Raw genomic sequence first — 19,607 nt, forward strand, 5'->3', positions numbered from 1 at the left:
TTCAAGTTACTGACCTTCAGACGTATACATCGCGTGCAAGTTCCTGGCTAGTGTCAATCTGACACGCCTTGGTGTCGGGCCAGTAACTCCGGCGTGTTCAGGTTTGCCAGGCGGGGATCGTCGGCTGGGCATTGCAGTGCAACGGCGTGCAGTGCGCGCATGATACGGCCGGGGCTGCGTTCGCCTTCGCTCCAGGCGCGTTCGAAGCTTGGCGCCAGGGCCAACGGGATGACACACAGCAGCGGCTCCCAGTGCTCGCCGTGCCGCACCATAAGCGGCTTGTCGGGGTGCTGGCTGGCCGTCTTGCGCATGTTGTCGAGCAAGCTCGCGTCGATTTGCGGTACGTCGCATGGCAGCACCAGCAAATACGGATGCCTCGCAGCCTTCAGGCCTGCCCGGATGCCCGCCAGCGGCCCGGGAAAGTCGCCTTCCTCGTCATGCACCAACTGATCGGCATACATCGCATAAAGTTGCGGGTTGCGGTTGCAGGAAATGATCAGGTCATCGCTCATGGCGCGGGTCTGTCGATGGATATGGGCAATCAGCGGTTCACCCTGCCACAGCACGAGGCCTTTGTCCTGGCCGCCCATGCGTTGTCCGCGTCCGCCCGCCAAGAGCAGGATGGAGCAGGGTGGCAGTGACGTATTCGAGGTCATGGCGTGTCTCCGCACGGGCGAAAAAATGAAGCGCTGTGATATAACACCGGGCTGTTTCCTTCACAACTGGACGAGCCTATGAAAGCCAAGGCTGATGTACCTTTCGTACCGCTCAATATCGCGGTGCTGACTGTCAGTGATACCCGTACCCTGGAAACCGATACGTCCGGCCAGGTCTTCGTCGATCGGCTCACGGCGGCCGGCCACAACCTGGCGGCGCGGGTCCTGCTCAAAGATGATTTGTACAAGATCCGGGCGCAAGTCGCGACCTGGATTGCCGAGGACGTGGTGCAGGTGGTGCTGATCACCGGCGGCACCGGTTTCACGGAACGTGACAGCACGCCGGAAGCCGTCACGTGCCTGCTGGACAAGCTGGTCGATGGCTTTGGCGAGTTGTTCCGACAGATATCCGTGGCCGACATCGGCACTTCCACCGTGCAGTCCCGCGCGCTGGCAGGCCTGGCCAATGGCACGCTGGTGTGTTGCCTGCCGGGTTCGACTAACGCGGTGCGTACCGGATGGGATGGCATCCTGGCCGAACAGTTGGATGTGCGGCATCGACCGTGCAACTTCGTGGCTCATTTGAAACAGGCTGCGCCTTGTGAATCCCGTGGGTAAACCGGGCAAGGCCAGTGCCTTGATGGCCGTTGAGGTCGCGTTGGAGCGATTGCTCGAGATGGCGGCGGCCACGCCGATTGTCCAGCGCGAGCATTTGCCTTTGGCCGCGGCGCTAGGGCGAGTGCTCGCCGAGGATCTGGTGTCGACCCTGGATTTGCCGCCATGGCCCAACAGCGCCATGGACGGTTACGCTTTGCGGCTGGCTGACTGGAATGGCGAGCCGTTGAAGGTCAGCCAGCGGATTTTTGCCGGGCAGGCCCCACAGCCGCTGGCCGTTGGCACGTGTGCGCGAATCTTCACCGGGGCGCCAGTCCCTGCGGGCGCCGACTGCGTCGAGATGCAGGAAAATGCCGTGGTTGAAGACGACCAGCGGGTGCGGTTTACCGAGCCTATGGTCAGCGGACAGAACATTCGCCCTCAAGGACAGGAGACCACCGTCGGGGAGCAGGTTCTCTCTGCCGGCACTCGCCTGGGCCCGATCGAGCTGGGGCTGGCGGCCTCCTTGGGTTGTGCATCGCTGGAAGTGGTGCGCAAGGTTCGCGTCGCAGTCCTGTCCACGGGGGATGAGTTGGTCGAACCCGGTCAGGCGCTGGGCCCGGGTCAGATCTATAACAGCAACCGCGTGCTGCTGTGTGGCTGGCTGCAACGCATGGGTTGTGAGGTGGTTGACGCCGGTATCCTGCCTGATGATTTATCGGCCACCCGCGAGCGCCTGACACAGTTGTCGGATGTCGATCTGATCCTGTCCACGGGTGGGGTATCGGTGGGGGAAGCGGACTTCCTGGGGATCGCCTTGCGCGAGGATGGCGAGTTGGCGCTTTGGAAACTCGCCATCAAGCCGGGTAAGCCGCTGACGTTCGGGCATTACCGTGGTGTGCCGGTCATTGGCTTGCCTGGAAACCCTGCCTCGACCCTCGTGACGTTCGCACTGCTGGCACGGCCCTACCTGCTAAGACGCCAGGGCGTTCAGCAGGTGGCGCCACTCAAGTTCAAGGTGCCGGCCGGTTTCGCCTGGCTGAAGGCGGGCAGTCGCCGAGAATACTTGCGAGGCCGCATGGAGAATGGGCGAGCGATCATCTACCGGAATCAAAGCTCAGGTGTCCTGCGTAGCGCGGCCTGGGCCGAAGGGTTGGTCGAAGTGCTCGAGGGGCGAACGCTGGTGGAGGGCGATGAAGTAGGCTTCATACCCTTGAGCGAAGTCCTGGGCTAGCACTGTGGTGGGTGTTCTACGGCCCGAGTCGGACGCTCGGGCCTTCATGCACCTCACCTTCATCGTGTGAGCAGCATCACCAACTGATCGAATCGATTGTTCGCAATCCAGCCCAGCAGGCCGAGCACCACCGCTGCCGCGCCAGCCGAATAGGCCAGCCTGTGGCGGATCACCTTTACGTCGGTGCGGATTTCATCCATGTCTTTGCGGATGTATTTGAGGTGGGTTTCCAATTCAACGACGCGCGGTTCCAAATCAATTCCTCCAACGGGATTACTGCAACTTTTGCATTCGTTCTGAGTATCGGCCCGCTCGCTTCCAAAGAACGCGCGCTGCCGGGGCAACAGCTTGTATTCATGGTTATGCATGGGACGGTTCATCCCCTTGGTCATAACTGTTCGAACGACTGAACCGACCCCAGGGGGCCGTGACGTATCCATCCATGGGTAAGTGCTTCCTTGTGCGATGAGGTTTTTAGCGTTCCAGCAGAACAGAAGGCCAAATTGTCTTAATACCGCTAAAGGGTCAATTGAGCTGATTCGCCAGATCTTGTAAGAAAACTCTTCGAATTAAGGCATCCCGGTCGAGCGAGCTGCCCTGCGGACTTTCTCCCGGGGCACGCTTTCCTGCTTTTTTTAATAAATTGAGGTACGCCGGGCTTTTTCAGTCGATTGAGCGGTCCCATTTCCTGAACCTTCCAATGACGGAGACCACGATGAGCAAAGGCAAGGCGCTGTTGATTTTGCATGGCAAGCAAGCGCTCAACGAAGAGGTTCGCACGGCAGTGATGCTCAAGCGCGAGCAGGGTTGGGACCTGGCGGTACGGTTGACCTGGGAGGCCGGTGATGCCCAGCGATGCGTCGATGAGGCGCTGGAGGCCGGTTATACGCGACTGATTGCCGGTGGCGGTGACGGGACCTTGCGTGATGTCGTCGAAGCGATCGTCCTCAAGTCGAGCGATGCCAGCCTGGTGCTGCTGCCGCTGGGCACTGCCAACGATTTCGCCCGGGCGGCCGGTGTGCCGTTGGAGCCTGTGCAGGCCCTGGATTTGCTCGACGTTGCGCCGCAGGCTGTTGATGTGGGTGAAGTCTGCGGACGGATTTTCCTGAACATGGCCACCGGCGGTTTTGGCAGCCAGGTGACGGCGAACACCTCCGAGGACCTCAAGAAAGTCCTGGGGGGCGCGGCTTACCTGTTCACCGGCCTATCGCGATTCAGTGAGCTGAGTGCCGCCTATGGTGAGTTGCAGGGCCCCGATTTCCACTGGCAGGGCGATCTGCTCGCGCTGGGTATCGGCAATGGCCGGCAGGCGGGAGGTGGCCATGTGCTTTGCCCGGAGGCGTTGGTCGATGATGGTTTGCTGGACATCAGCATCCTGCCGGCGCCTCAGGAAGTGGTCAGTACGTTAAAGGACTTGCTGGCGGGTGGCCTGGGCATCGACAACATGTTTGTCCGCGCGCGGTTGCCGTGGGTGGAGATCAAGGTCGCGCAAGGCCTGGATATCAATCTCGATGGCGAGCCGTTGCAGATAGACGCCCTGCGTTTCACTGTCCACCCAAAGGCACTGCGCGTGCACCTGCGGTCCGATTCGCCGCTGTTGGGCGGCGCCACGGCGCTCAATCGTCCAGGCTGATGATCTGTTCGCGCACCGCGAACAGCACAAGGCCGGCCACGTCATGGATCTGCAGGCGCTTCATGATTTGCGCCCGGTGGGTTTCCACGGTCTTGATGCTCAGGTTCAAGCCGTTGGCTATTTCCCGGGTGGACTTGCCGCGCACGATCAGCCGCAGTATTTCCAGCTGGCGTGCCGTCAGGTTATGGGTCTGGGCAGGGTCCGGCTGAAGCTTCTGGACGCGGGTCAGCGCTTGGTTGATCACAGTATGGGCGATGGCCGGGCTCAGGTAGCGTTCGTTGTTGCGCAGCGCCTCCAAGGCATGTTTCAGCTCATTGGCGGTGGTGTCCTTGAGCAGGTAGCCATGGGCTCCGGACTCCAGCGCCTGCATGATCAGCGCCGGATCCGTATGCATCGACAGGATCAGCACCTTGCTGTGGGGGCGCACCCGCTTGAGCTGTTGCAAGGCGTCCAGGCCGCAGGTGTCCTTCATGGAAATGTCCAGCAGCACGATATCGGGGTTGAGTCGTTCGACCAAGTCGACCAATTGCGTGCCATCACTGGCTTCGCCGATGACGGCATAGCCCGGTATATCCATGACCAGCGCGCGTACGCCGGCCCTGATCAGGGAGTGGTCATCTACCAGCAGCAAATTACAAATCAAAGGAAAACCTTATTCTTACTGGCTCGCTCCAGGGCACGCGGCGCCCACGGAAAGCGTGCTTCGATATGCGTGCCTTTGCCGGCCTCGCTCATGACCTTGAGGGTGCCGCCCAATTGTTCGACCCGCTCCGACATGCCGGCCATGCCCCGTTGGCCTTCGCGAGCGGGGTGGGTGGCCGGGACAAACCCCTGGCCATCGTCGCTGATCAGCAAGGTCAGGCCGTCAGGCAGGCGTTGCAGGCGTACCAGCAGATTCGTCGCCCGGGCATGACGCAAGATGTTGGTGACCGCTTCCTGGGTGATCCGGAACACCGCGACCGACATTTCCTCCGGGATCCCTGCCATGCGCTGTTGGCAATCGAGGCTCCACTTCACCGGAGCATTGGCCAGCGTCTTGAGCAGGTGCGCCCGCAGACTGGCTTCCAGTCCGAGGCTGGTCAGTTGCCGCGGGTTGAGGATCGCCGATACATCGCGGACCTTGTTTAGGGTTTCGTCCAGCGTCTCACAGAGTAGCGCGCATTGGCCTTGCAATTCTTCCGGCGTCCGCCGCTTGAGCCATTCGCCTTGCAGTTTCGCCGCGGTCAGTAACTGGCCGATGTCGTCGTGCAATTCGCGGCTGAGACGATGGCGCTCGTTTTCCTGGACCTCAAGCAACCGGTCGGCCAGCTCCTGAGGCTGAAACCTGATGGATTTGCGCGACAGCCGATGGTGGATCCAGACACAGGTCGTGGCCGCCACATTCAGTACCAGCAGGCTCAACGGCACCGTAGGGGCGAACAGGTAGGCCAGCAGGCAGCCCACGGCCGAGCAGATGCACAGTAGTAATGTGAAGCGACGGGCGTTTTCTCGAGAGGGAGGCCAGGTGATGAATGACTTGAGGCTGGCGTACATAGCGGATGGAGCCAATGAATGTTCGCTGCGGGCAGGCCGGTCAGCGCATCTGACAGGCCGGGTCGGGTAAACGTTTCAGGTCGACGGCGGCTTCGGTTGGCGGCTTTTACGGCGCTGTCTTGAAGTGGCTGACGCGGGGGATAGTACCACTTCGCCTATCGTTGGTCGCGCTCGGCATGGCCGGTGAAAGCGCCATGGACCAGGCACGCCGCATTGAGCCGGCATCATCGTATCAGGCTTGTTTCTGGGAGTAGGATACCAACGCCAGCGGACGTGACGCTGCCAATGCCTGGCCGGGGCTCTGGCCCACCTGGAAAGCGAATGCTTCGATCAACGAGGTCTGCTCGCTGCTGTCCAGGCTCAATTGGCCGGTGGTGTGATCGACCAGTTCCAATTGCCAGGCCATCAGGGTGAAGCAATCCTTCAGGGCGTCCAGGGCCTGGTCATGCAACTCCATGTTGTTTTGCGCGTGGTTGAGCAAGCCATGGATATGCAGCGAAAACTCCGAAACGGCTTCCAGCGCCAGGGCATTGGCCTTGTTCGACAGTTTCAGCAAGGTGCTGAGCATGCAATCGATGGCGTCCTTGTCGTTGTTGATCAATTGCAGATGGCTCAGGCATTCCTCCGACTTGGCCAGCAGCGTCTCGGCCTCGATCAGAAGCTCGGGAAGACGCTGACTCCAGTTCCTACGATCGTTCGGCATGCTTATCTCCACAACATCATGTCAGGCGAAAGAAAACCGCGTACGGCGAACGGCTGGATCTCAAGGTCGACCGCGGACGGACGCACGGCGACACGCCCGTGCGGTTCAGCGAAGGTGAACTCGCAAACAATTGCACGGGTGGGATCGGCCGAAAGGCTGTAGGTCCGATGTCCTGCGGTCGCGCACAAAAGCCTGACTCCGTTCAGCAATGAGAATGGCGTCACATTAATGGCTATTGGATAACGGGAATATCAGGTTGGACCTGATTGTGCCTAGGGGAATCCCTTAGGCAGGGGAACTTTGCACGCAAACCAGGGTCGCGCGGCGCAGGGCAATTGCAGATGAAATCATGAAGCCAGTAAAGCATGATGTTAATGTGACATCAATGCCCCCGCGTTTGTATTTTATCCGGGGGTCAAGATCCGGCTCGTGCAGCCGATATCTCTTTTATTGGATTCATCCGAACAAGCCCAGGAGTCATCGATGGCCGGCATTCTCGACACAGTAGATCAACGAACCCAACTGGTGGGTGAGAATCGCCTGGAAATTCTCATGTTCCGCCTGGCGGGTCGACAGTTGTTCGCCATTAACGTGTTCAAGGTCCAGGAAGTGCTGCAACTGCCGAAGCTGACCCTGATGCCGCAGCGCCACCCGTTCGTGTGCGGGGTGGTCAATCTGCGGGGCCAGACGTTGCCGGTGATCGACCTGTCCCAGGCCATTGGCATGCGTCCGTTAGTGCCGGGCCCTAACAGCACCATTATCGTGACCGAATACAACCGCTCGGTTCAGGCATTTTTGGTGGGCGGTGTCGACCGCATCGTCAACATGAACTGGGAAGCGATCCTGCCACCGCCGACCAGCGCTGGCCGCGAGCACTACCTGACCGCCATCAGCAAGGTGGACGATCAGTTGGTGGAAATCATCGACGTGGAAAAAGTCCTGGCCGAAATCGTGCCCTACAACGCCAAGGTCTCCCGGGACAAACTCGAAGACCCGGTGCTGGAACGCGCCCGTGGTCGCGAAGTGTTGCTGGTGGACGACTCCAACGTCGCGCTCTCGCAACTGCGCGATACCCTGGGGCAACTGGGGGTGAAAATGCACATCGCCAGCGACGGCCTCAAAGCGCTTAACATGCTCAAGGCCTGGGCCGATACCGGCGAGGTGATGACCGATAAATTGCTGATGGTCTTCACCGACGCGGAAATGCCGGAAATGGACGGCTACCGCCTGACCACCGAAATCCGCAACGACCCGCGTCTGCGTGGGCTCTATGTCGTACTGCACACCTCGCTGTCCGGCAGCTTCAACGATTCGATGGTCAAGAAGGTCGGTTGCGACAACTTCCTCTCCAAATTCCAGCCGGACAAGCTGGTCGATGTGGTGCGCCAGCGGCTGATGCTCGACTGAAGCCGATGGTGGTTTGCTTCAATGGCCGGCTCGTATAAGGTGGCATTTTTTCGCCACCAGGGAAGTTGACCATGTTGCGGCTGAGCGCGCTGTATCGGTATCCGTTGAAGTCCGGCAAGGGCCAGCCCTTGCAAGGGATCGGTCTGGACAAGCTCGGGCTGGACGGCGATCGGCGCTGGATGCTGGTGGATGCGGGCACGGGGCGGTTCCTGACCCAGCGCGCCGTGGCAAAGATGAGCCAGCTCTCAGCCTTGTGGAACGAGACGGGCGGCCTGACGCTCAGCGCGCCGGGCCATGGCGCCATTGATGTGCCGCTACCGCCAACGGTGGAGGAACAGCAGCGCGGGGTGATCATCTGGCGTGACACTTTGCGGGTGCCGGATGCCGGTGACGAGGCCGCGGCCTGGGTCAGCGAATTCATCGGCAATCCCACCCGCCTGGTGCATGTGCCGGTTGAACTGGCGCGTACCACCGCCGCCGGTTATGGCAAGGATGACGACAAGGTCGCGTTTGCCGATGGTTTCCCTCTGCTGCTGATTGGTCAGGCGTCCTTGCAGGACCTGTCGAGTCGGGTTGGCCGTTCGCTGGAAATGCTGCGCTTTCGCCCCAACCTGGTGGTCGAGGGCAGCGAGGCGTTTGCCGAGGACGGCTGGAAGCGCATTCGTATCGGCGAGGTTGAGTTCCGGCTGGTCAAGCCATGCTCACGTTGCATCATGACCACGGTCGATCCGCAAACCGGCGAACGCGATCCGAATCGCGAACCTTTTGCCACGTTGCAGCAATACCGTTCGACACCGGACGGTGCGATGTTCGGCCAGAACCTGGTCAATGACAGCAACGGTCGGCTTGAAGTCGGCATGCCGGTTGAAGTGCTGGAATAAAAAGATCCGTAAATAAAAATGCCCGTGTCACTGGACACGGGCATTTTTATTCGCGAGGAAGCTTGCTTCCGCAGGGCTGCATTGTGGGCGCTGCCGAAGGCTGCGATCTTTTGATCTTTGGCTTGATACTCAAGTGTCCGGGGAAAGATCGCAGCCTCGCTTCGCTCGACAGCTCCACATTGCCACGGGTTGTGTGGGCAGAATCAGCCGCGGTATTCACACAGGTAGGCGGTGTCGACGGCTACTTTGAGCTGGAACTTGCTGTTGGCCGGGACATTGAACTGGCTGCCGGCCTCGAAGGTTTCCCAGTCGGTGCTGTCAGGCAGCTTCACGGTCAGGGCGCCGGAGACCACGTGCATGATTTCCCGTTGGGCCGTGCCGAACTCATATTCGCCCGGTGCCATGACGCCGATGGTCGCAGGGCCTTCGGCAGTACCAAAAGCGATCGACTTGACGGTGCCGTCGAAGTACTCGTTGACTTTAAACATGGGCGATTCCTCGAAAAAGGGGCTGAAAAAGGCCGGCCAGTATGCACAAGGCTTCAAGATTCGTCATCTGCCGCACTGGGCGGTAGCTGCCGCTCAACCCGGAAGCACCAGGGGCAGCAACCGCGCGGTATTGCGGGCATCTTCCAGTGCGCGGTGCTGTTGACCGCAGAATTGCAGGCCAGCCAGTTGCAGTGCGCCATTGAGCCCCAGCGGGCGTTCCAGCCGACGGGCCTTGGCGAAGCGTTGCTTGAGGTTCATGTGCGGCACCTGACCGAGAGCACTGTGCAGTTGCTGGTGCTGCCATTCCTGAAGCAGTTGCTTGCGGTCGTAATCACCCCAACTGACCCAGCTTTCCAGCTTCGACTGATACGGCGCCAGCCAACGCTCGAAAGCCGGCCAGACCTCGGTCAAGGGCGCGGCACTGTCGATATTGGCCTGGGTGATGTGGGTCAGTTCGCGACAGAAGGGCGTGAGCAGCGGTCGCCTCAGGGGCCGCACGAAGCGCTGGAAATGATCCACTTCGCGGCCGTCACGATTCACCAGCGTGGCGCCGATTTCGATAATTTCCATTTCAGTTACGGGCCAACCACCTTCATCGGTGGTGGCCTCCAGATCAATCACCAGCCAGTGAGGCATTGCAGGGTTCCCGGTATCGGCGTGCTGATGGGTTTGAGCGTAGTCAAACCCTCGGCATCCGACTAGTGGGCCGTTTCAACGCGCAACAAAACCTGGCGTTTTTTCACTTGGTCACCCCGCGAGACCTGCAATTGCCTGACCACGCCGTCGACGCCTGCCTTGAGTGGGTGCTCCATTTTCATGGCCTCAAGCACCATCAGCAGTTGGCCTTGGCGCACCGTGCTGCCTTCTCGGACCAGCAGCTCGACAATGGCGCCGTCCATTGGCGCCTTCAGCGTGCCGTCGCTGGGACTGGCCTTGGCGGCGACGGCGGCCAGGGTCCGGTCTTGCAGGAGCAGGCTGCCGGGGCGGGTGAACAGCCAGAGATCGTTGCCATCGAGGCGCCACGCATGCCGCCGGCGAATGCCATCGATCACCCCTGTCGCGCCATGGGGGGCAGCGTCGAGCAGCTTCAGTTCGATCAAGCGCCCGGTGCTGCGGATTTTGAGTGTACCGTCGGTTTCGGCCACCAGGCTCAGCGCCCAGTCGCGCTCCCCGACGCCGATCCGGTAGTGCAGTGTCGCGCCGATGTTGTTGTGCCAACCGCCCAGGCCCGACGCATGCCGTGCCTGAGAGGCCTGATAAAACGCCGCCGTGGCGATGGCGAGTTGTTCGGCGGAGGGCTCAAGGGGCTGGAGCGTCGCATGATCGGCAAAGTGCTGCCCGATGAATCCGTTGCCGAAGTCACCGTCGATGAACCGCGGATGTGCCAGCAACCCGGCGAGCAACCGCTGGTTGCTCTGGACACCAAGCAGGACGCAATCTTCCACCGCTCGCAACAATTTGCGCCGGGCCTCCTCGCGAGTGGCGCCGTGGACGATGAGCTTGCCCAGCATCGAATCGTAGAACGGGGTGATGGCTTGGCCCTCCAGCAGGCCATGGTCGATTCGCACGCCGTCCCATATAGGCGGCTCCCAACCGATCAACCGACCGGTCTGGGGCAGGAAACCCGCCGCCGGGTCTTCGGCGTACAGCCGCACTTGCATGGCATGGCCGCTGAGTATCACTTGCTCCTGGCGCAGGGGCAGCGGCCTGCCGGCGGCGACGTCCAATTGCCAAGCCACCAGGTCCAGGCCGGTGATCAACTCGGTGACCGGGTGTTCGACCTGCAGGCGCGTGTTCATCTCCAGGAAGTAAAACCGACCATCTGCAGCGAGCAGGAACTCCACGGTCCCGGCGCCGACATAATTCACTGCGCGTCCGGCCTTGAGTGCTGCGTCGCCCATGGCCTGGCGCAGGTCGGCGGTCATGACCGGGCAGGGCGCTTCCTCGATGATTTTCTGATGGCGCCGCTGGATCGAGCAGTCCCGTTCGCCCAGGTGGATCAACTGGCCGTAGTGGTCGCCGAAGATCTGCACTTCCACATGTCGCGGATCGATCAGGGCCTGTTCGAGGATCAACTCGTCGCTGCCGAAGCCGTGCAAGGCTTCCGAGCGCGCGCTGCGCAACTGCTCCAGCAGGTCATCGGCGCGCTGGACCAGACGCATGCCTCGCCCCCCGCCACCGGCGCTGGCCTTGATCATCAACGGGTAGCCGATGCGCCCGGCTTCGCGCTGCAGCGTGTCGTCGTCCTGGGCGATGCCCTGGTAGCCGGCGATGCAGGAAACGCCGGCGTTGATCATGGCGATTTTTGCCCGACGCTTGCTGCCCATCAGGTCGATGGCCTCGGGGCTGGGGCCGATGAACACGATGCCGGCCGCTTCGCAGGCCTTGGCGAACCCAGCATTTTCCGAAAGAAAGCCGTAGCCGGGATGGAGCGCATCGGCCCCGCAGCGCCGGGCTGCATCGAGAATGGCCGAGGGGTTGAGGTAGGACTGCTGCACCGGGGCCGGGCCGATCAGCACGGCTTCATCGGCCATGCGCACGTGCAGCGCCTCGGCGTCGGCCTCGCTGAACACCGCCACCGTGCGGTAGCCCAGGGCCTGGGCGGTGCGCTGGATCCGGCAGGCGATTTCACCGCGGTTGGCGATGAGGATTTTGCTGAAGGCGGGCATGGGGTTCATTCCTGGCGTTTTGCGCTGTCTGGTAGGGCCTCATCGCGAGCAAGCTTTGCTCCCACAATGGCCAGTGATTGCATTCACCTGTGGGAGCAAAGCTTGCTCGCGATGGCGGTCTGGCAGGCGATGTACTCAGTTTTTCTTCCCTGGCAAAATTCCCATGAGCTTGCAGATGATGCCCAGCATGATCTCGTCCGCACCGGCGCCAATGGACACCAGCCGCACGTCGCGATAAGCCCGGGCGACCGGGTTGTCCCACATGAAGCCCATGCCGCCCCAGTATTGCAGGCAACTGTCGGTGGTTTCCCGGGCCAGGCGCCCGGCCTTGAGCTTGGCCATCGACGCCAACCGTGTGACGTCCTGGCCGTTGATGTACTGCTCGGTGGCCTGGTAAACCAGCGCCCGCAGGCATTCGACCTCGCTGGCCAGTTCCGCCAGGCGAAAGTGGATCACTTGGTTGTCGATCAGGGCCGCGCCGAAGGTCTTGCGTTCCTTGCAGTACTCGATGGTGCGGTCGATGCAATGCTCCAGGCCCTTGATCATGTTGGCCGCGCCGAACAGGCGTTCTTCCTGGAACTGCAGCATCTGCATCATGAACCCGGCGCCTTCCTGGCCGATGCGATTGCGTTGTGGCACCCGCACGTCGTCGAAAAATACCTGGGCGGTTTCCGAGCTGCGCATGCCGAGTTTGTCCAGGTGCTGGCCGAGGCTGATGCCGGGGCTGCGCATCGGAACCATGATCAGCGATTTGTTGACGTGGGGCTTGTCATCCGAAGTGTTAGCCAGCAGGCACATGAAGTCGGCGCTCGGTGCATTGGTGATCCACATCTTGCTGCCGTTGATGACGTAGTCGTCGCCGTCCTTGCGCGCCGTGGTCTTGAGCCCCGCAACGTCGGAGCCGGCGCCAACCTCCGAGACGCCGATGCAGCCGACCTGTTCGCCGCGGATGGCTGGACGCAGGAACGCTTCACGCAACTCATCGGAGCCGAAACGGGCCAGGGCCGGGGTGCACATGTCAGTCTGCACGCCAATGGACATCGGTACACCGCCGCAATGGATGGTGCCGAATTCCTCGGCCGCGACGATCGAATAGCTGTAGTCCAGGCCCATGCCGCCGAAGGCAGCTGGTTTGGAAATGCCCAGCAGGCCGAGCTCGCCGGCCTTGCCGAAAACCTCATGGATGGGGAAACGCCCGGCCTTTTCCCATTCGTCGACGTAAGGGTTGATGTCATGCTCGACAAACTGGCGAACGGTGCGCCGCAGTGCTTCGTGTTCCTGGGTGAAGATCATTGTTGTTGTTCTCCTGTGAGCCGTGGAGCGTCCTCAGAAACGGGCCACGCCGAAGCTGTTGGCTTGCAGTGGCCGCTGCTCGGCCTCGTGACAGATGTCCAGCAGGTAACCCAGCAGTGTGCGGGTGTCGCGCGGATCGATGAGCCCGTCGTCCCACAGGCTGGCGCTGCCGTAGAGGGCGGTGGACTGGCTGTCGAGTTGCTGCGCGGTAGTTTGCTCGAGCAGGTCCAGCATCTTCGGGTCGGGGCTCAGGCCGTTCTTGATCTGCGTGGCCTCGGTGACCATGCGCAGGACCTTGCCGGCCTGGGCACCGCCCATCACCGCCGTATGGCTGTTGGGCCAGGCGAAGATGAAGCGTGGGTCCAGCCCGCGGCCGCACATGGCGTAATTGCCGGCGCCGTAGGAGCCGCCCACCACGACGGTCAGCTTGGGCACTCGGGCATTGGCCACGGCCTGGATCATTTTGGCGCCGTGCTTGATCACCCCTTGTCGCTCGGACTCGGTGCCGACCATGAACCCGGTGGTGTTGTGCAAAAACAGCAACGGCGTGCGGCTCTGGTCGCACAGCTGGATGAACTGCGCGGCCTTGCTGGCGCCTTGGGGCGTGATCGGTCCGTTGTTGCCGATCAGGCCGCAGGCGTGGCCGCGAATGTGCAGGTGGCCGCAAATCGTCTGGGCGTCGAACTCGCTTTTGAAGGCCAGGAACTTCGAACCATCGGCGATGCGCGCGATGATTTCCTGCACGTCATAGGGTTTCTTCGGGTCGTCGGGGATCAGTCCCAATAATTCGTCGGCGGGGTAGAGCGGCTCTGTCCAGCTCCGTTCGGGTTGGAGCGCCAGTTGCGCATTCCAGGGCAGCAGGCTGAGGATCTCCCGAGCCAGGCGCACGCCGTGGGCGTCGTTCTCGGCCAGGTATTCGGCGGTGCCGGCCACTTGTGCATGCATCTGCGCACCGCCCAGTTCCTCTTCGCTGGCCACTTCCCCCGTCGCGGCCTTGAGCAACGGTGGCCCGGCCAAAAACAGCCGCGCCTTGTCGCGCACCACCACCACGTAATCCGACAACCCTGGCTGATAAGCCCCGCCTGCGGTGGCCGAGCCATGCACCACGGTGATCTGCGGCAGGCCCATGGCCGACATACGTGCCTGGTTGGCGAAGCAGCGCGCGCCTTCGACGAAAATCTGCGCGGCGTAATTGAGATTGGCGCCGCCACTTTCGGCGAGGGTGATGACCGGCAGTTTGTTTTCCATGGCGATCTGTTGCAGGCGCAGGGTCTTGTACAAGCCGCTGGGGGAAATCGTGCCGCCCTTGATTGCGCTGTTGTTGACCACCGCCAGCACCCGCACCCCTGACACGTAGCCGATCCCGGCGATCAGGCCGCCGCCGGCCTGGCTGCCGTCCTTGTCGTCATGAAGTTTGTAGCCGGCCAGGCTCGCCAGTTCGAGAAACGGCGCGCCAGGGTCCAGCAGCAGGTTCAGGCGCTGGCGTGGCAACAATTGGCCGCGCTGGTCGAATTTGCCCTGGGCCTGGGCGGCTTTCTCCAGCACGGCCTGTTCGAGCTGGCGCAGCTGTTCGACCCCGGCCAGCATCGCCGCATGGTTGCGCATGAAGTCAGTGTTGTGCGGATCAAGGTGCGATTCGATGACTGGCATACACACTCCTTTTGCTCGAACGGATTAGCCCAAAACCTGCACTCCTCTGTAGGAGCTGCCGAAGGCTGCGATCTTTTGATCTTTCGCTTGCCACTCAATTGTCTGGGACAAGATCGCAGCCTCGTTGCACTCGTCAGCTCCTACGGGGTCAGCATGCATCAGGGTGGTGTGGGGAGGCGTTGACCCGGTCGGCAATGTCTTGCGGCACCGGAATCTGAATCTCCAGCAGTTGCTGGGCGAACGCCTTGCCCTGGGGATCGATGCGCAGGCTGGCGACACCGCCGCCGCCGAGGGCGTTTTCCAGCAGGAAATTCAAACTGTGGGTGCCCGGCAGGTACCAGCGTTCGACCCGGCCCAGCCGCGGGTCGAGCACGTGGCTCATCCAGTCGACCATCACCTCCTGTGTCAGCGCTTCGGCGATCCAGGGCAGGTATTCGGGTTCCCGGGCGATCACGCCAATGTTGCTGTGGTTGCCCTTGTCACCGGAGCGCGCCACCGCCAGTTTGACCAACGGCACGCTGGCATCGGCCCGGCCCTGGGGTTTGGGCAGGCCCGGGGCGACGGGCAGATCGACGGTGTGCAGCGGTTCGAAAGCGGGCAGGGGGCAAGTGTGACGCTGGCCGTCGAGTTCAATGTCGAGCCGGCAAGTGGTTTTGTCGATCAGGAACGAGAACAGGCGAATCAACGGCGACACCGTCGGCCGGCCGCCGACCAGGCCGGTCAGCCCCGGTGCCATGCCGGTGGCAGCTTGGGCGATTTCCCGGGAAAACAGCACCAGCGGCGGTTTATCCGGGTGCCGCACCGCCAGCTTGATTACCACCTCACGGCTGTCCCGACGCTGGCCGTGCTGGCCGTAAGTGGCTTCGCTGCCCAGCAGTTCGATGTTCACTTCGCTGTAGGGCGCCCAGCCACGTTGGTTGAAAATCTGTGAGGTCTTGGCGACGATTGCCTGGCTGACCCGTTCAGCCTTGGCCACCGCATCGATGCCAGCGATCAGGCAGGTGGCGGTGCAGCGAAATCCGTCCAGCCAGGTGGCGCTGACCTTGTATCGATCGGTGGGCGGCAAGCCCTTGGCCCCGTGGACATGCACGGCGTGCTTGCCTTGCTGGATCAACCTGACCTGGCTGAAGTCACAGATCACGTCCGGCAACAGATAGCCCTGCGGGTTGCCGATTTCGTAGAGCAACTGCTCGCCGACGGTCAAGGGCGTGACCAACCCGCCGCTGCCTTGGGCTTTGGTAACCGTGAACTGGCCGTCGGCGCTGACCTCGACGATGGGAAAGCCGATGTGCTCGTAATCCGGGACTTGCTGCCAGTCGGTGAAGTTGCCGCCCGTGCACTGGGCGCCGCACTCGATCAGGTGCCCGGCCAGTGCAGCCTGGGCCAATCGGTCGTAATCGTCCCAGGCCCAGCCGAATTCATGCACCAAGGCGGCGCTGACCACGGCGCTGTCCACCACTCGGCCGGTGATCACCACATCGGCCCCCAGGCGCAACGCCTCGACGATGCCGGGCGCGCCAAGGTAGGCGTTGATGGATACGCACGCGCAGGGCAGGGGCTCGCCACTGAACATTTCGCGAATGCCTTGGGCGGTGAGTCGATCGAATTGCGGTTGCAGGTCATCGCCCAGCAGCACGGCGATCTTCAATGCCACCCCCGCCTGATCGCAGGCCGCTTGCAGGGCCTTCGCACAGGCCTGGGGATTGACCCCGCCGGCGTTGCTGATGACACGGATCCCGTCGTCATGCAAACGCCCTAGCAGCGGTGTGAGAACCTCGATGAAGTCTGTGGCATAGCCGCTCGAAGAATCCTTCAGGCGCGCCCCGGCCATGATCGACATCGTCACCTCGGCCAGGTAGTCGAACACCAGGTAGTCCAGCGCCCCGCCCTCGACCAGTTGCGCCGCCGCAGTACAGGTATCGCCCCAAAAGGCACTGGCGCAACCGATACGGATCGTTTTTGGCATGGCGCTCCCTCCGGCAAAGGTGGCTCGAGACTACCAAGCAAGCGCTTGGTTTGTAAACGACCGCTGGTTCTTCTGGCCGAGCGCTTGCTTGGCTGCCTCGGTCAGCTTAAATTGCCCGCGCCCCTGTTGGTTTGGGCGCAACGGCCGTGCGTTGGTTGATCGACTGTAGGAGAGAATGGGTGGACGAGCAAAAAGCCCTGGGCGTGATGCGGGAGCTGGTCGACAACGGGCAACTGACCGACCCGGACAGTGCTCGCGGCAAACTGCTCCAGACCGCCGCCCACCTGTTTCGCAACAAAGGCTTCGAGCGCACCACGGTGCGTGACCTGGCCAGTGCCGTGGGCATTCAGTCGGGCAGCATTTTTCACCATTTCAAGAGCAAGGACGAAATCCTGCGGGCCGTGATGGAAGAAACCATCCGCTACAATACCGCTTTGATGCGCGCCGCCCTGGCCGAGGCCGACAGCGTGCGTGAACGGGTATTGGCGCTGATCCGCTGCGAATTGCAGTCGATCATGGGTGGCACCGGCGAGGCCATGGCGGTGCTGGTCTACGAATGGCGTTCGCTGTCGGAGGACGGACAGCGGCACGTACTGGCCCTGCGTGATATTTATGAAGACTTGTGGCTCGAGGTCCTGGGCCAGGCCAAGGAGGCCGGGTATATTCGTGGGGATGTGTTCATTACCCGACGGTTCCTCACGGGAGCGTTGTCCTGGACCACCACCTGGTTTCGCGCCGAAGGCAGCCTGAGCCTCGATGAGCTCGCCGAGCAAGCCCTGATCCTGGTGCTTGAAGAAAAACAATAATCGAGCAACGCCTTGAATGACCGTGTGGCTGGCTAAGTGGCTGAAACCGCCTAGCTTGATTGTTATTGATGGGAACTTTTGGGGAGTGGGTTATCTTGACGTTTTCGCCGATGGGGATGACCTCGCGTCTGCTGCTGGCTGCTCTGGCCGTTTTCCTGGCGTTGCCGACCGAGGCAGCGCAACTGGTACGGATTGGCGCGGCGCATTTTCCGCCTTATACCGTTCGTCCCGAGAACGGCGCCGACACCGGCCTGCTGCCGCAAATGGTGGAGGCCTTGAACCAGTCGCAAACCGACTACCAGTTCGTGCTGGTGCCGACGTCGATCCCGCGCCGCTTCAATGATTTCAGGCATGGTCGGGTCGACATGGCGATTTTCGAGAACCCCGAATGGGGCTGGCAGAATGTGCCGCACACCTTGGTAGACATGGGCCTGGAGGATGCGGAAGTCTTCGTCGCCCAGCGCCAGCCGGATCGAGAGCAAAGTTATTTCACCGATCTCAGGGGCAAGCGCCTGGCCTTGTTCAGCGGTTATCACTATGCCTTTGCCGAATTCAACGCCGATCCCAAGTTCCTTACCGGCCAATACAACGCCACGTTGACGTATTCCCACGACAGCAACCTGCTGATGGTCTTGCGCGGGCGAGCGGATATCGCCCTGGTGACCCGTTCGTACCTCAACGATTACGTGTTGCGCAATCCCGAAGTCGGCCCGCAATTGCTGGTGTCTGATCGCATCGATCAGGTTTACCACCATTACGCTTTGATCCGGCCGCAGGCGCCGATCTCCAGTGAAGCGTTTGCCCAGTTGCTGCAAATGTTGCGGGATAACGGTCAGTTACTGAAGATTTTCCAGCCCTACCAAATTCATCTGGTGTCCACGCATTCCCATTGAATGCGTCACTAAATTTCCCTTCCTGGCTCACGTCCCACGTTGACTACCGACGAATACGCGAGCCCCTCCCATGTCCAACCTCAACCACCTTACGACGCTGCCCTTGCCCGGTGGCCGTCGCCTCGGCGCCGATGAAACCGAACGCCACCTGAGCCTGATGCTCGAAGGCGCGCCGCTGATCCGGCTGCGCCTTGCGCGCGGCCCGGAGTTGCACGTGCACTTGCAGCAAATCAACGACCGACCGGTGGGCCCGGCGCTGTGGGCGGCCTGCTATTGGCTGTTTGCTCGCGATCCCGACTGCCAGCGCCTGACCTGGCACCTCGACGAGCGCCCCGGCGAAGCCTTGCTCAGCGGTTTGTTGACGGCCACTGAGCGTGCCGGTGAATACATTTGCGAGCGCACGATATTCTGGCAATTGCCGCAGCCCTGGCTGGGGGTGTCGTTCAACGGCAGTTACCCGCAACACATGATCATCACCGATGGCCAGCGCCATCCACGCCGGCCCATCAAGCCCCGTGGCGAGGTGTACCGGCGTTTCGATGCGCGGCTGGGGGCCTGGGTGTCCTTGCGCACCTTGGAAATCGAGCACGACCTTACGCGTTTCAACCGCTGGCAGAACAGTCCGCGGGTGGCGCGTTTCTGGCAGGAGGAGGGCAGCCTGGAACAGCATCGCGAGTACTTGGGCAAGCTGCAGGCCGATCCCCGGGTCTTGACCCTGATCGGGTGCTTCGATGACCAGCCGTTCGCTTATTTCGAAGCCTATTGGGCCAAGGAGGATCGGATCGCGCCGTTCTATGACGCCGGCAACTACGATCGCGGTATCCACATGTTGGTGGGCGAAGAGCACCACCGGGGGCCGCACAAGGTGGCCAGCTGGTTGTCGGCGCTGGTGCACTACCTGTTCCTGGATGACCCGCGTACTCAGCGCGTGGTCGCCGAGCCCCGGGCCGACAATGCCCGGATGATCGGGCACCTGCACAACCAGTGCTTCCATTGTGAAAAGGAATTCGACTTCCCTCACAAGCGCGCGGCGCTGATGATCCTGGGGCGTGAGCGGTTTTTTGATCGGTGTGGGTTGATGTGAGGTTTGGCAGGGGGCCAGGTGGTGGTCATCAGGACGCCATCGCGGGCAAGCCTTGCTCCCACAGGCCCCGGGCTTCTCACCCTATCTGCCTGCCAGAAAAACCTGTGGGAGCAAGGC

Annotated in this window: 19 protein-coding genes; 8 read left to right on the top strand and 11 right to left on the bottom strand. The window is 61.8% G+C overall.

The genetic code is table 11. From position 1 onward, the window contains the following. Window positions 1–53: 53 nt before the first annotated feature. A complete protein-coding gene (gene mobA / locus GFU70_RS08670) occupies window positions 54–656 on the bottom strand; it encodes a molybdenum cofactor guanylyltransferase MobA (protein WP_058545494.1) in 603 nt (200 codons plus the stop codon). Between the two features lie 78 nt (window positions 657–734). On the opposite strand from mobA, the gene moaB reads away from it, so the two are divergent. Further along, complete coding sequence (gene moaB, locus GFU70_RS08675; protein ID WP_058545493.1) at window positions 735–1,274, top strand: molybdenum cofactor biosynthesis protein B; 540 nt, start codon at window positions 735–737, stop codon at window positions 1,272–1,274. A gap of 22 nt (window positions 1,275–1,296) precedes the next feature. Continuing rightward, on the top strand, window positions 1,297–2,484 hold the full coding sequence (gene glp, locus GFU70_RS08680; protein ID WP_175359756.1) for a gephyrin-like molybdotransferase Glp: 1,188 nt from the start codon (window positions 1,297–1,299) through the stop codon (window positions 2,482–2,484). Between the two features lie 59 nt (window positions 2,485–2,543). On the opposite strand, the gene GFU70_RS28695 is transcribed toward glp, so the two are convergent. Further along, a complete protein-coding gene (locus tag GFU70_RS28695) occupies window positions 2,544–2,852 on the bottom strand; it encodes a hypothetical protein (protein WP_226921063.1) in 309 nt (102 codons plus the stop codon). Window positions 2,853–3,199: 347 nt separating this feature from the next. On the opposite strand from GFU70_RS28695, the gene yegS reads away from it, so the two are divergent. Further along, window positions 3,200–4,117, top strand: a complete 918-nt coding sequence (gene yegS, locus GFU70_RS08690) for a lipid kinase YegS (RefSeq protein WP_116642864.1) — start codon at window positions 3,200–3,202, stop codon at window positions 4,115–4,117. Here yegS and GFU70_RS08695 read toward each other — a convergent pair. From GFU70_RS08695 to GFU70_RS08705, 3 genes are all read right to left on the bottom strand, one after another. Continuing rightward, window positions 4,101–4,760 carry a response regulator transcription factor gene (locus GFU70_RS08695; protein ID WP_153387876.1) on the bottom strand — a complete coding sequence of 220 codons (660 nt, stop codon included), beginning with the start codon at window positions 4,758–4,760 and terminating at the stop codon, window positions 4,101–4,103. The two genes, yegS and GFU70_RS08695, sit on opposite strands and share 17 nt — an antisense overlap. Next, window positions 4,757–5,650, bottom strand: coding sequence for a sensor histidine kinase (locus GFU70_RS08700; protein WP_058545489.1), 894 nt, complete (start codon window positions 5,648–5,650; stop codon window positions 4,757–4,759). The genes GFU70_RS08695 and GFU70_RS08700 overlap by 4 nt, the downstream gene beginning before the upstream one ends. Before the next feature lie 232 nt (window positions 5,651–5,882). After that, the gene (locus tag GFU70_RS08705; RefSeq protein ID WP_058545488.1) at window positions 5,883–6,353 is read right to left on the bottom strand and encodes a hypothetical protein; all 471 of its coding nucleotides are present in this window, start codon (window positions 6,351–6,353) and stop codon (window positions 5,883–5,885) included. A 483-nt stretch (window positions 6,354–6,836) separates the two neighbouring features. Between GFU70_RS08705 and GFU70_RS08710 the strand changes: the two genes are divergently transcribed. Both GFU70_RS08710 and GFU70_RS08715 read left to right on the top strand, forming a co-directional pair. Beyond that, complete coding sequence (locus tag GFU70_RS08710; RefSeq protein ID WP_058545487.1) at window positions 6,837–7,760, top strand: chemotaxis protein CheV; 924 nt, start codon at window positions 6,837–6,839, stop codon at window positions 7,758–7,760. Between the two features lie 71 nt (window positions 7,761–7,831). Further along, window positions 7,832–8,641, top strand: coding sequence for an MOSC domain-containing protein (locus GFU70_RS08715; protein WP_058545486.1), 810 nt, complete (start codon window positions 7,832–7,834; stop codon window positions 8,639–8,641). A 203-nt stretch (window positions 8,642–8,844) separates the two neighbouring features. Here GFU70_RS08715 and GFU70_RS08720 read toward each other — a convergent pair whose 3' ends face one another. From GFU70_RS08720 to GFU70_RS08745, 6 genes are all read right to left on the bottom strand, one after another. Continuing rightward, complete coding sequence (locus GFU70_RS08720; RefSeq protein ID WP_014337306.1) at window positions 8,845–9,129, bottom strand: pyrimidine/purine nucleoside phosphorylase; 285 nt, start codon at window positions 9,127–9,129, stop codon at window positions 8,845–8,847. A 93-nt stretch (window positions 9,130–9,222) separates the two neighbouring features. Next, window positions 9,223–9,765, bottom strand: coding sequence for an exonuclease domain-containing protein (locus GFU70_RS08725; RefSeq protein ID WP_058545484.1), 543 nt, complete (start codon window positions 9,763–9,765; stop codon window positions 9,223–9,225). Between the two features lie 62 nt (window positions 9,766–9,827). Beyond that, complete coding sequence (locus tag GFU70_RS08730) at window positions 9,828–11,798, bottom strand: acetyl/propionyl/methylcrotonyl-CoA carboxylase subunit alpha (protein ID WP_153387877.1); 1,971 nt, start codon at window positions 11,796–11,798, stop codon at window positions 9,828–9,830. A gap of 135 nt (window positions 11,799–11,933) precedes the next feature. Further along, window positions 11,934–13,091: a citronellyl-CoA dehydrogenase gene (gene atuD, locus GFU70_RS08735; protein WP_058545482.1), complete on the bottom strand. Its 1,158-nt coding sequence runs from the start codon at window positions 13,089–13,091 to the stop codon at window positions 11,934–11,936. Window positions 13,092–13,124: 33 nt separating this feature from the next. Beyond that, window positions 13,125–14,741 (bottom strand): geranyl-CoA carboxylase subunit beta, encoded by a 1,617-nt coding sequence (gene atuC, locus GFU70_RS08740; protein WP_153387878.1) that lies wholly within the window; start codon window positions 14,739–14,741, stop codon window positions 13,125–13,127. A gap of 148 nt (window positions 14,742–14,889) precedes the next feature. Further along, entirely contained in the window at window positions 14,890–16,707 is a 1,818-nt protein-coding gene (locus GFU70_RS08745; RefSeq protein WP_153387879.1) for an acyclic terpene utilization AtuA family protein, read from the bottom strand. Window positions 16,708–16,886: 179 nt separating this feature from the next. Between GFU70_RS08745 and GFU70_RS08750 the strand changes: the two genes are divergently transcribed. From GFU70_RS08750 to GFU70_RS08760, 3 genes are all read left to right on the top strand, one after another. Next, entirely contained in the window at window positions 16,887–17,513 is a 627-nt protein-coding gene (locus GFU70_RS08750) for a TetR/AcrR family transcriptional regulator (RefSeq protein WP_058545479.1), read from the top strand. Window positions 17,514–17,629: 116 nt separating this feature from the next. Then, window positions 17,630–18,406, top strand: coding sequence for a substrate-binding periplasmic protein (locus tag GFU70_RS08755; RefSeq protein ID WP_058545503.1), 777 nt, complete (start codon window positions 17,630–17,632; stop codon window positions 18,404–18,406). Between the two features lie 70 nt (window positions 18,407–18,476). Beyond that, the gene (locus tag GFU70_RS08760; protein ID WP_153387880.1) at window positions 18,477–19,490 is read left to right on the top strand and encodes a GNAT family N-acetyltransferase; all 1,014 of its coding nucleotides are present in this window, start codon (window positions 18,477–18,479) and stop codon (window positions 19,488–19,490) included. Window positions 19,491–19,607: the final 117 nt, after the last annotated feature.

The organism is Pseudomonas brassicacearum (assembly GCF_009601685.2).
Taxonomy (GTDB): Bacteria; Pseudomonadota; Gammaproteobacteria; order Pseudomonadales; family Pseudomonadaceae; genus Aquipseudomonas; species Aquipseudomonas kilonensis_B.

What these genes read in the sequence shown, in the direction of transcription:
- mobA (WP_058545494.1), bottom strand. Translation starts at nt 656, where the DNA reads ATGACCTCGAATACGTCACTGCCACCCTGCTCCATCCTGCTCTTGGCG.
- moaB (WP_058545493.1), top strand. Translation starts at nt 735, where the DNA reads ATGAAAGCCAAGGCTGATGTACCTTTCGTACCGCTCAATATCGCGGTG.
- glp (WP_175359756.1), top strand. Translation starts at nt 1,297, where the DNA reads ATGGCCGTTGAGGTCGCGTTGGAGCGATTGCTCGAGATGGCGGCGGCC.
- GFU70_RS28695 (WP_226921063.1), bottom strand. Translation starts at nt 2,852, where the DNA reads ATGCATAACCATGAATACAAGCTGTTGCCCCGGCAGCGCGCGTTCTTT.
- yegS (WP_116642864.1), top strand. Translation starts at nt 3,200, where the DNA reads ATGAGCAAAGGCAAGGCGCTGTTGATTTTGCATGGCAAGCAAGCGCTC.
- GFU70_RS08700 (WP_058545489.1), bottom strand. Translation starts at nt 5,650, where the DNA reads ATGTACGCCAGCCTCAAGTCATTCATCACCTGGCCTCCCTCTCGAGAA.
- GFU70_RS08705 (WP_058545488.1), bottom strand. Translation starts at nt 6,353, where the DNA reads ATGCCGAACGATCGTAGGAACTGGAGTCAGCGTCTTCCCGAGCTTCTG.
- GFU70_RS08710 (WP_058545487.1), top strand. Translation starts at nt 6,837, where the DNA reads ATGGCCGGCATTCTCGACACAGTAGATCAACGAACCCAACTGGTGGGT.
- GFU70_RS08715 (WP_058545486.1), top strand. Translation starts at nt 7,832, where the DNA reads ATGTTGCGGCTGAGCGCGCTGTATCGGTATCCGTTGAAGTCCGGCAAG.
- GFU70_RS08720 (WP_014337306.1), bottom strand. Translation starts at nt 9,129, where the DNA reads ATGTTTAAAGTCAACGAGTACTTCGACGGCACCGTCAAGTCGATCGCT.
- GFU70_RS08725 (WP_058545484.1), bottom strand. Translation starts at nt 9,765, where the DNA reads ATGCCTCACTGGCTGGTGATTGATCTGGAGGCCACCACCGATGAAGGT.
- GFU70_RS08730 (WP_153387877.1), bottom strand. Translation starts at nt 11,798, where the DNA reads ATGCCCGCCTTCAGCAAAATCCTCATCGCCAACCGCGGTGAAATCGCC.
- atuD (WP_058545482.1), bottom strand. Translation starts at nt 13,091, where the DNA reads ATGATCTTCACCCAGGAACACGAAGCACTGCGGCGCACCGTTCGCCAG.
- atuC (WP_153387878.1), bottom strand. Translation starts at nt 14,741, where the DNA reads ATGCCAGTCATCGAATCGCACCTTGATCCGCACAACACTGACTTCATG.
- GFU70_RS08745 (WP_153387879.1), bottom strand. Translation starts at nt 16,707, where the DNA reads ATGCCAAAAACGATCCGTATCGGTTGCGCCAGTGCCTTTTGGGGCGAT.
- GFU70_RS08755 (WP_058545503.1), top strand. Translation starts at nt 17,630, where the DNA reads ATGACCTCGCGTCTGCTGCTGGCTGCTCTGGCCGTTTTCCTGGCGTTG.
- GFU70_RS08760 (WP_153387880.1), top strand. Translation starts at nt 18,477, where the DNA reads ATGTCCAACCTCAACCACCTTACGACGCTGCCCTTGCCCGGTGGCCGT.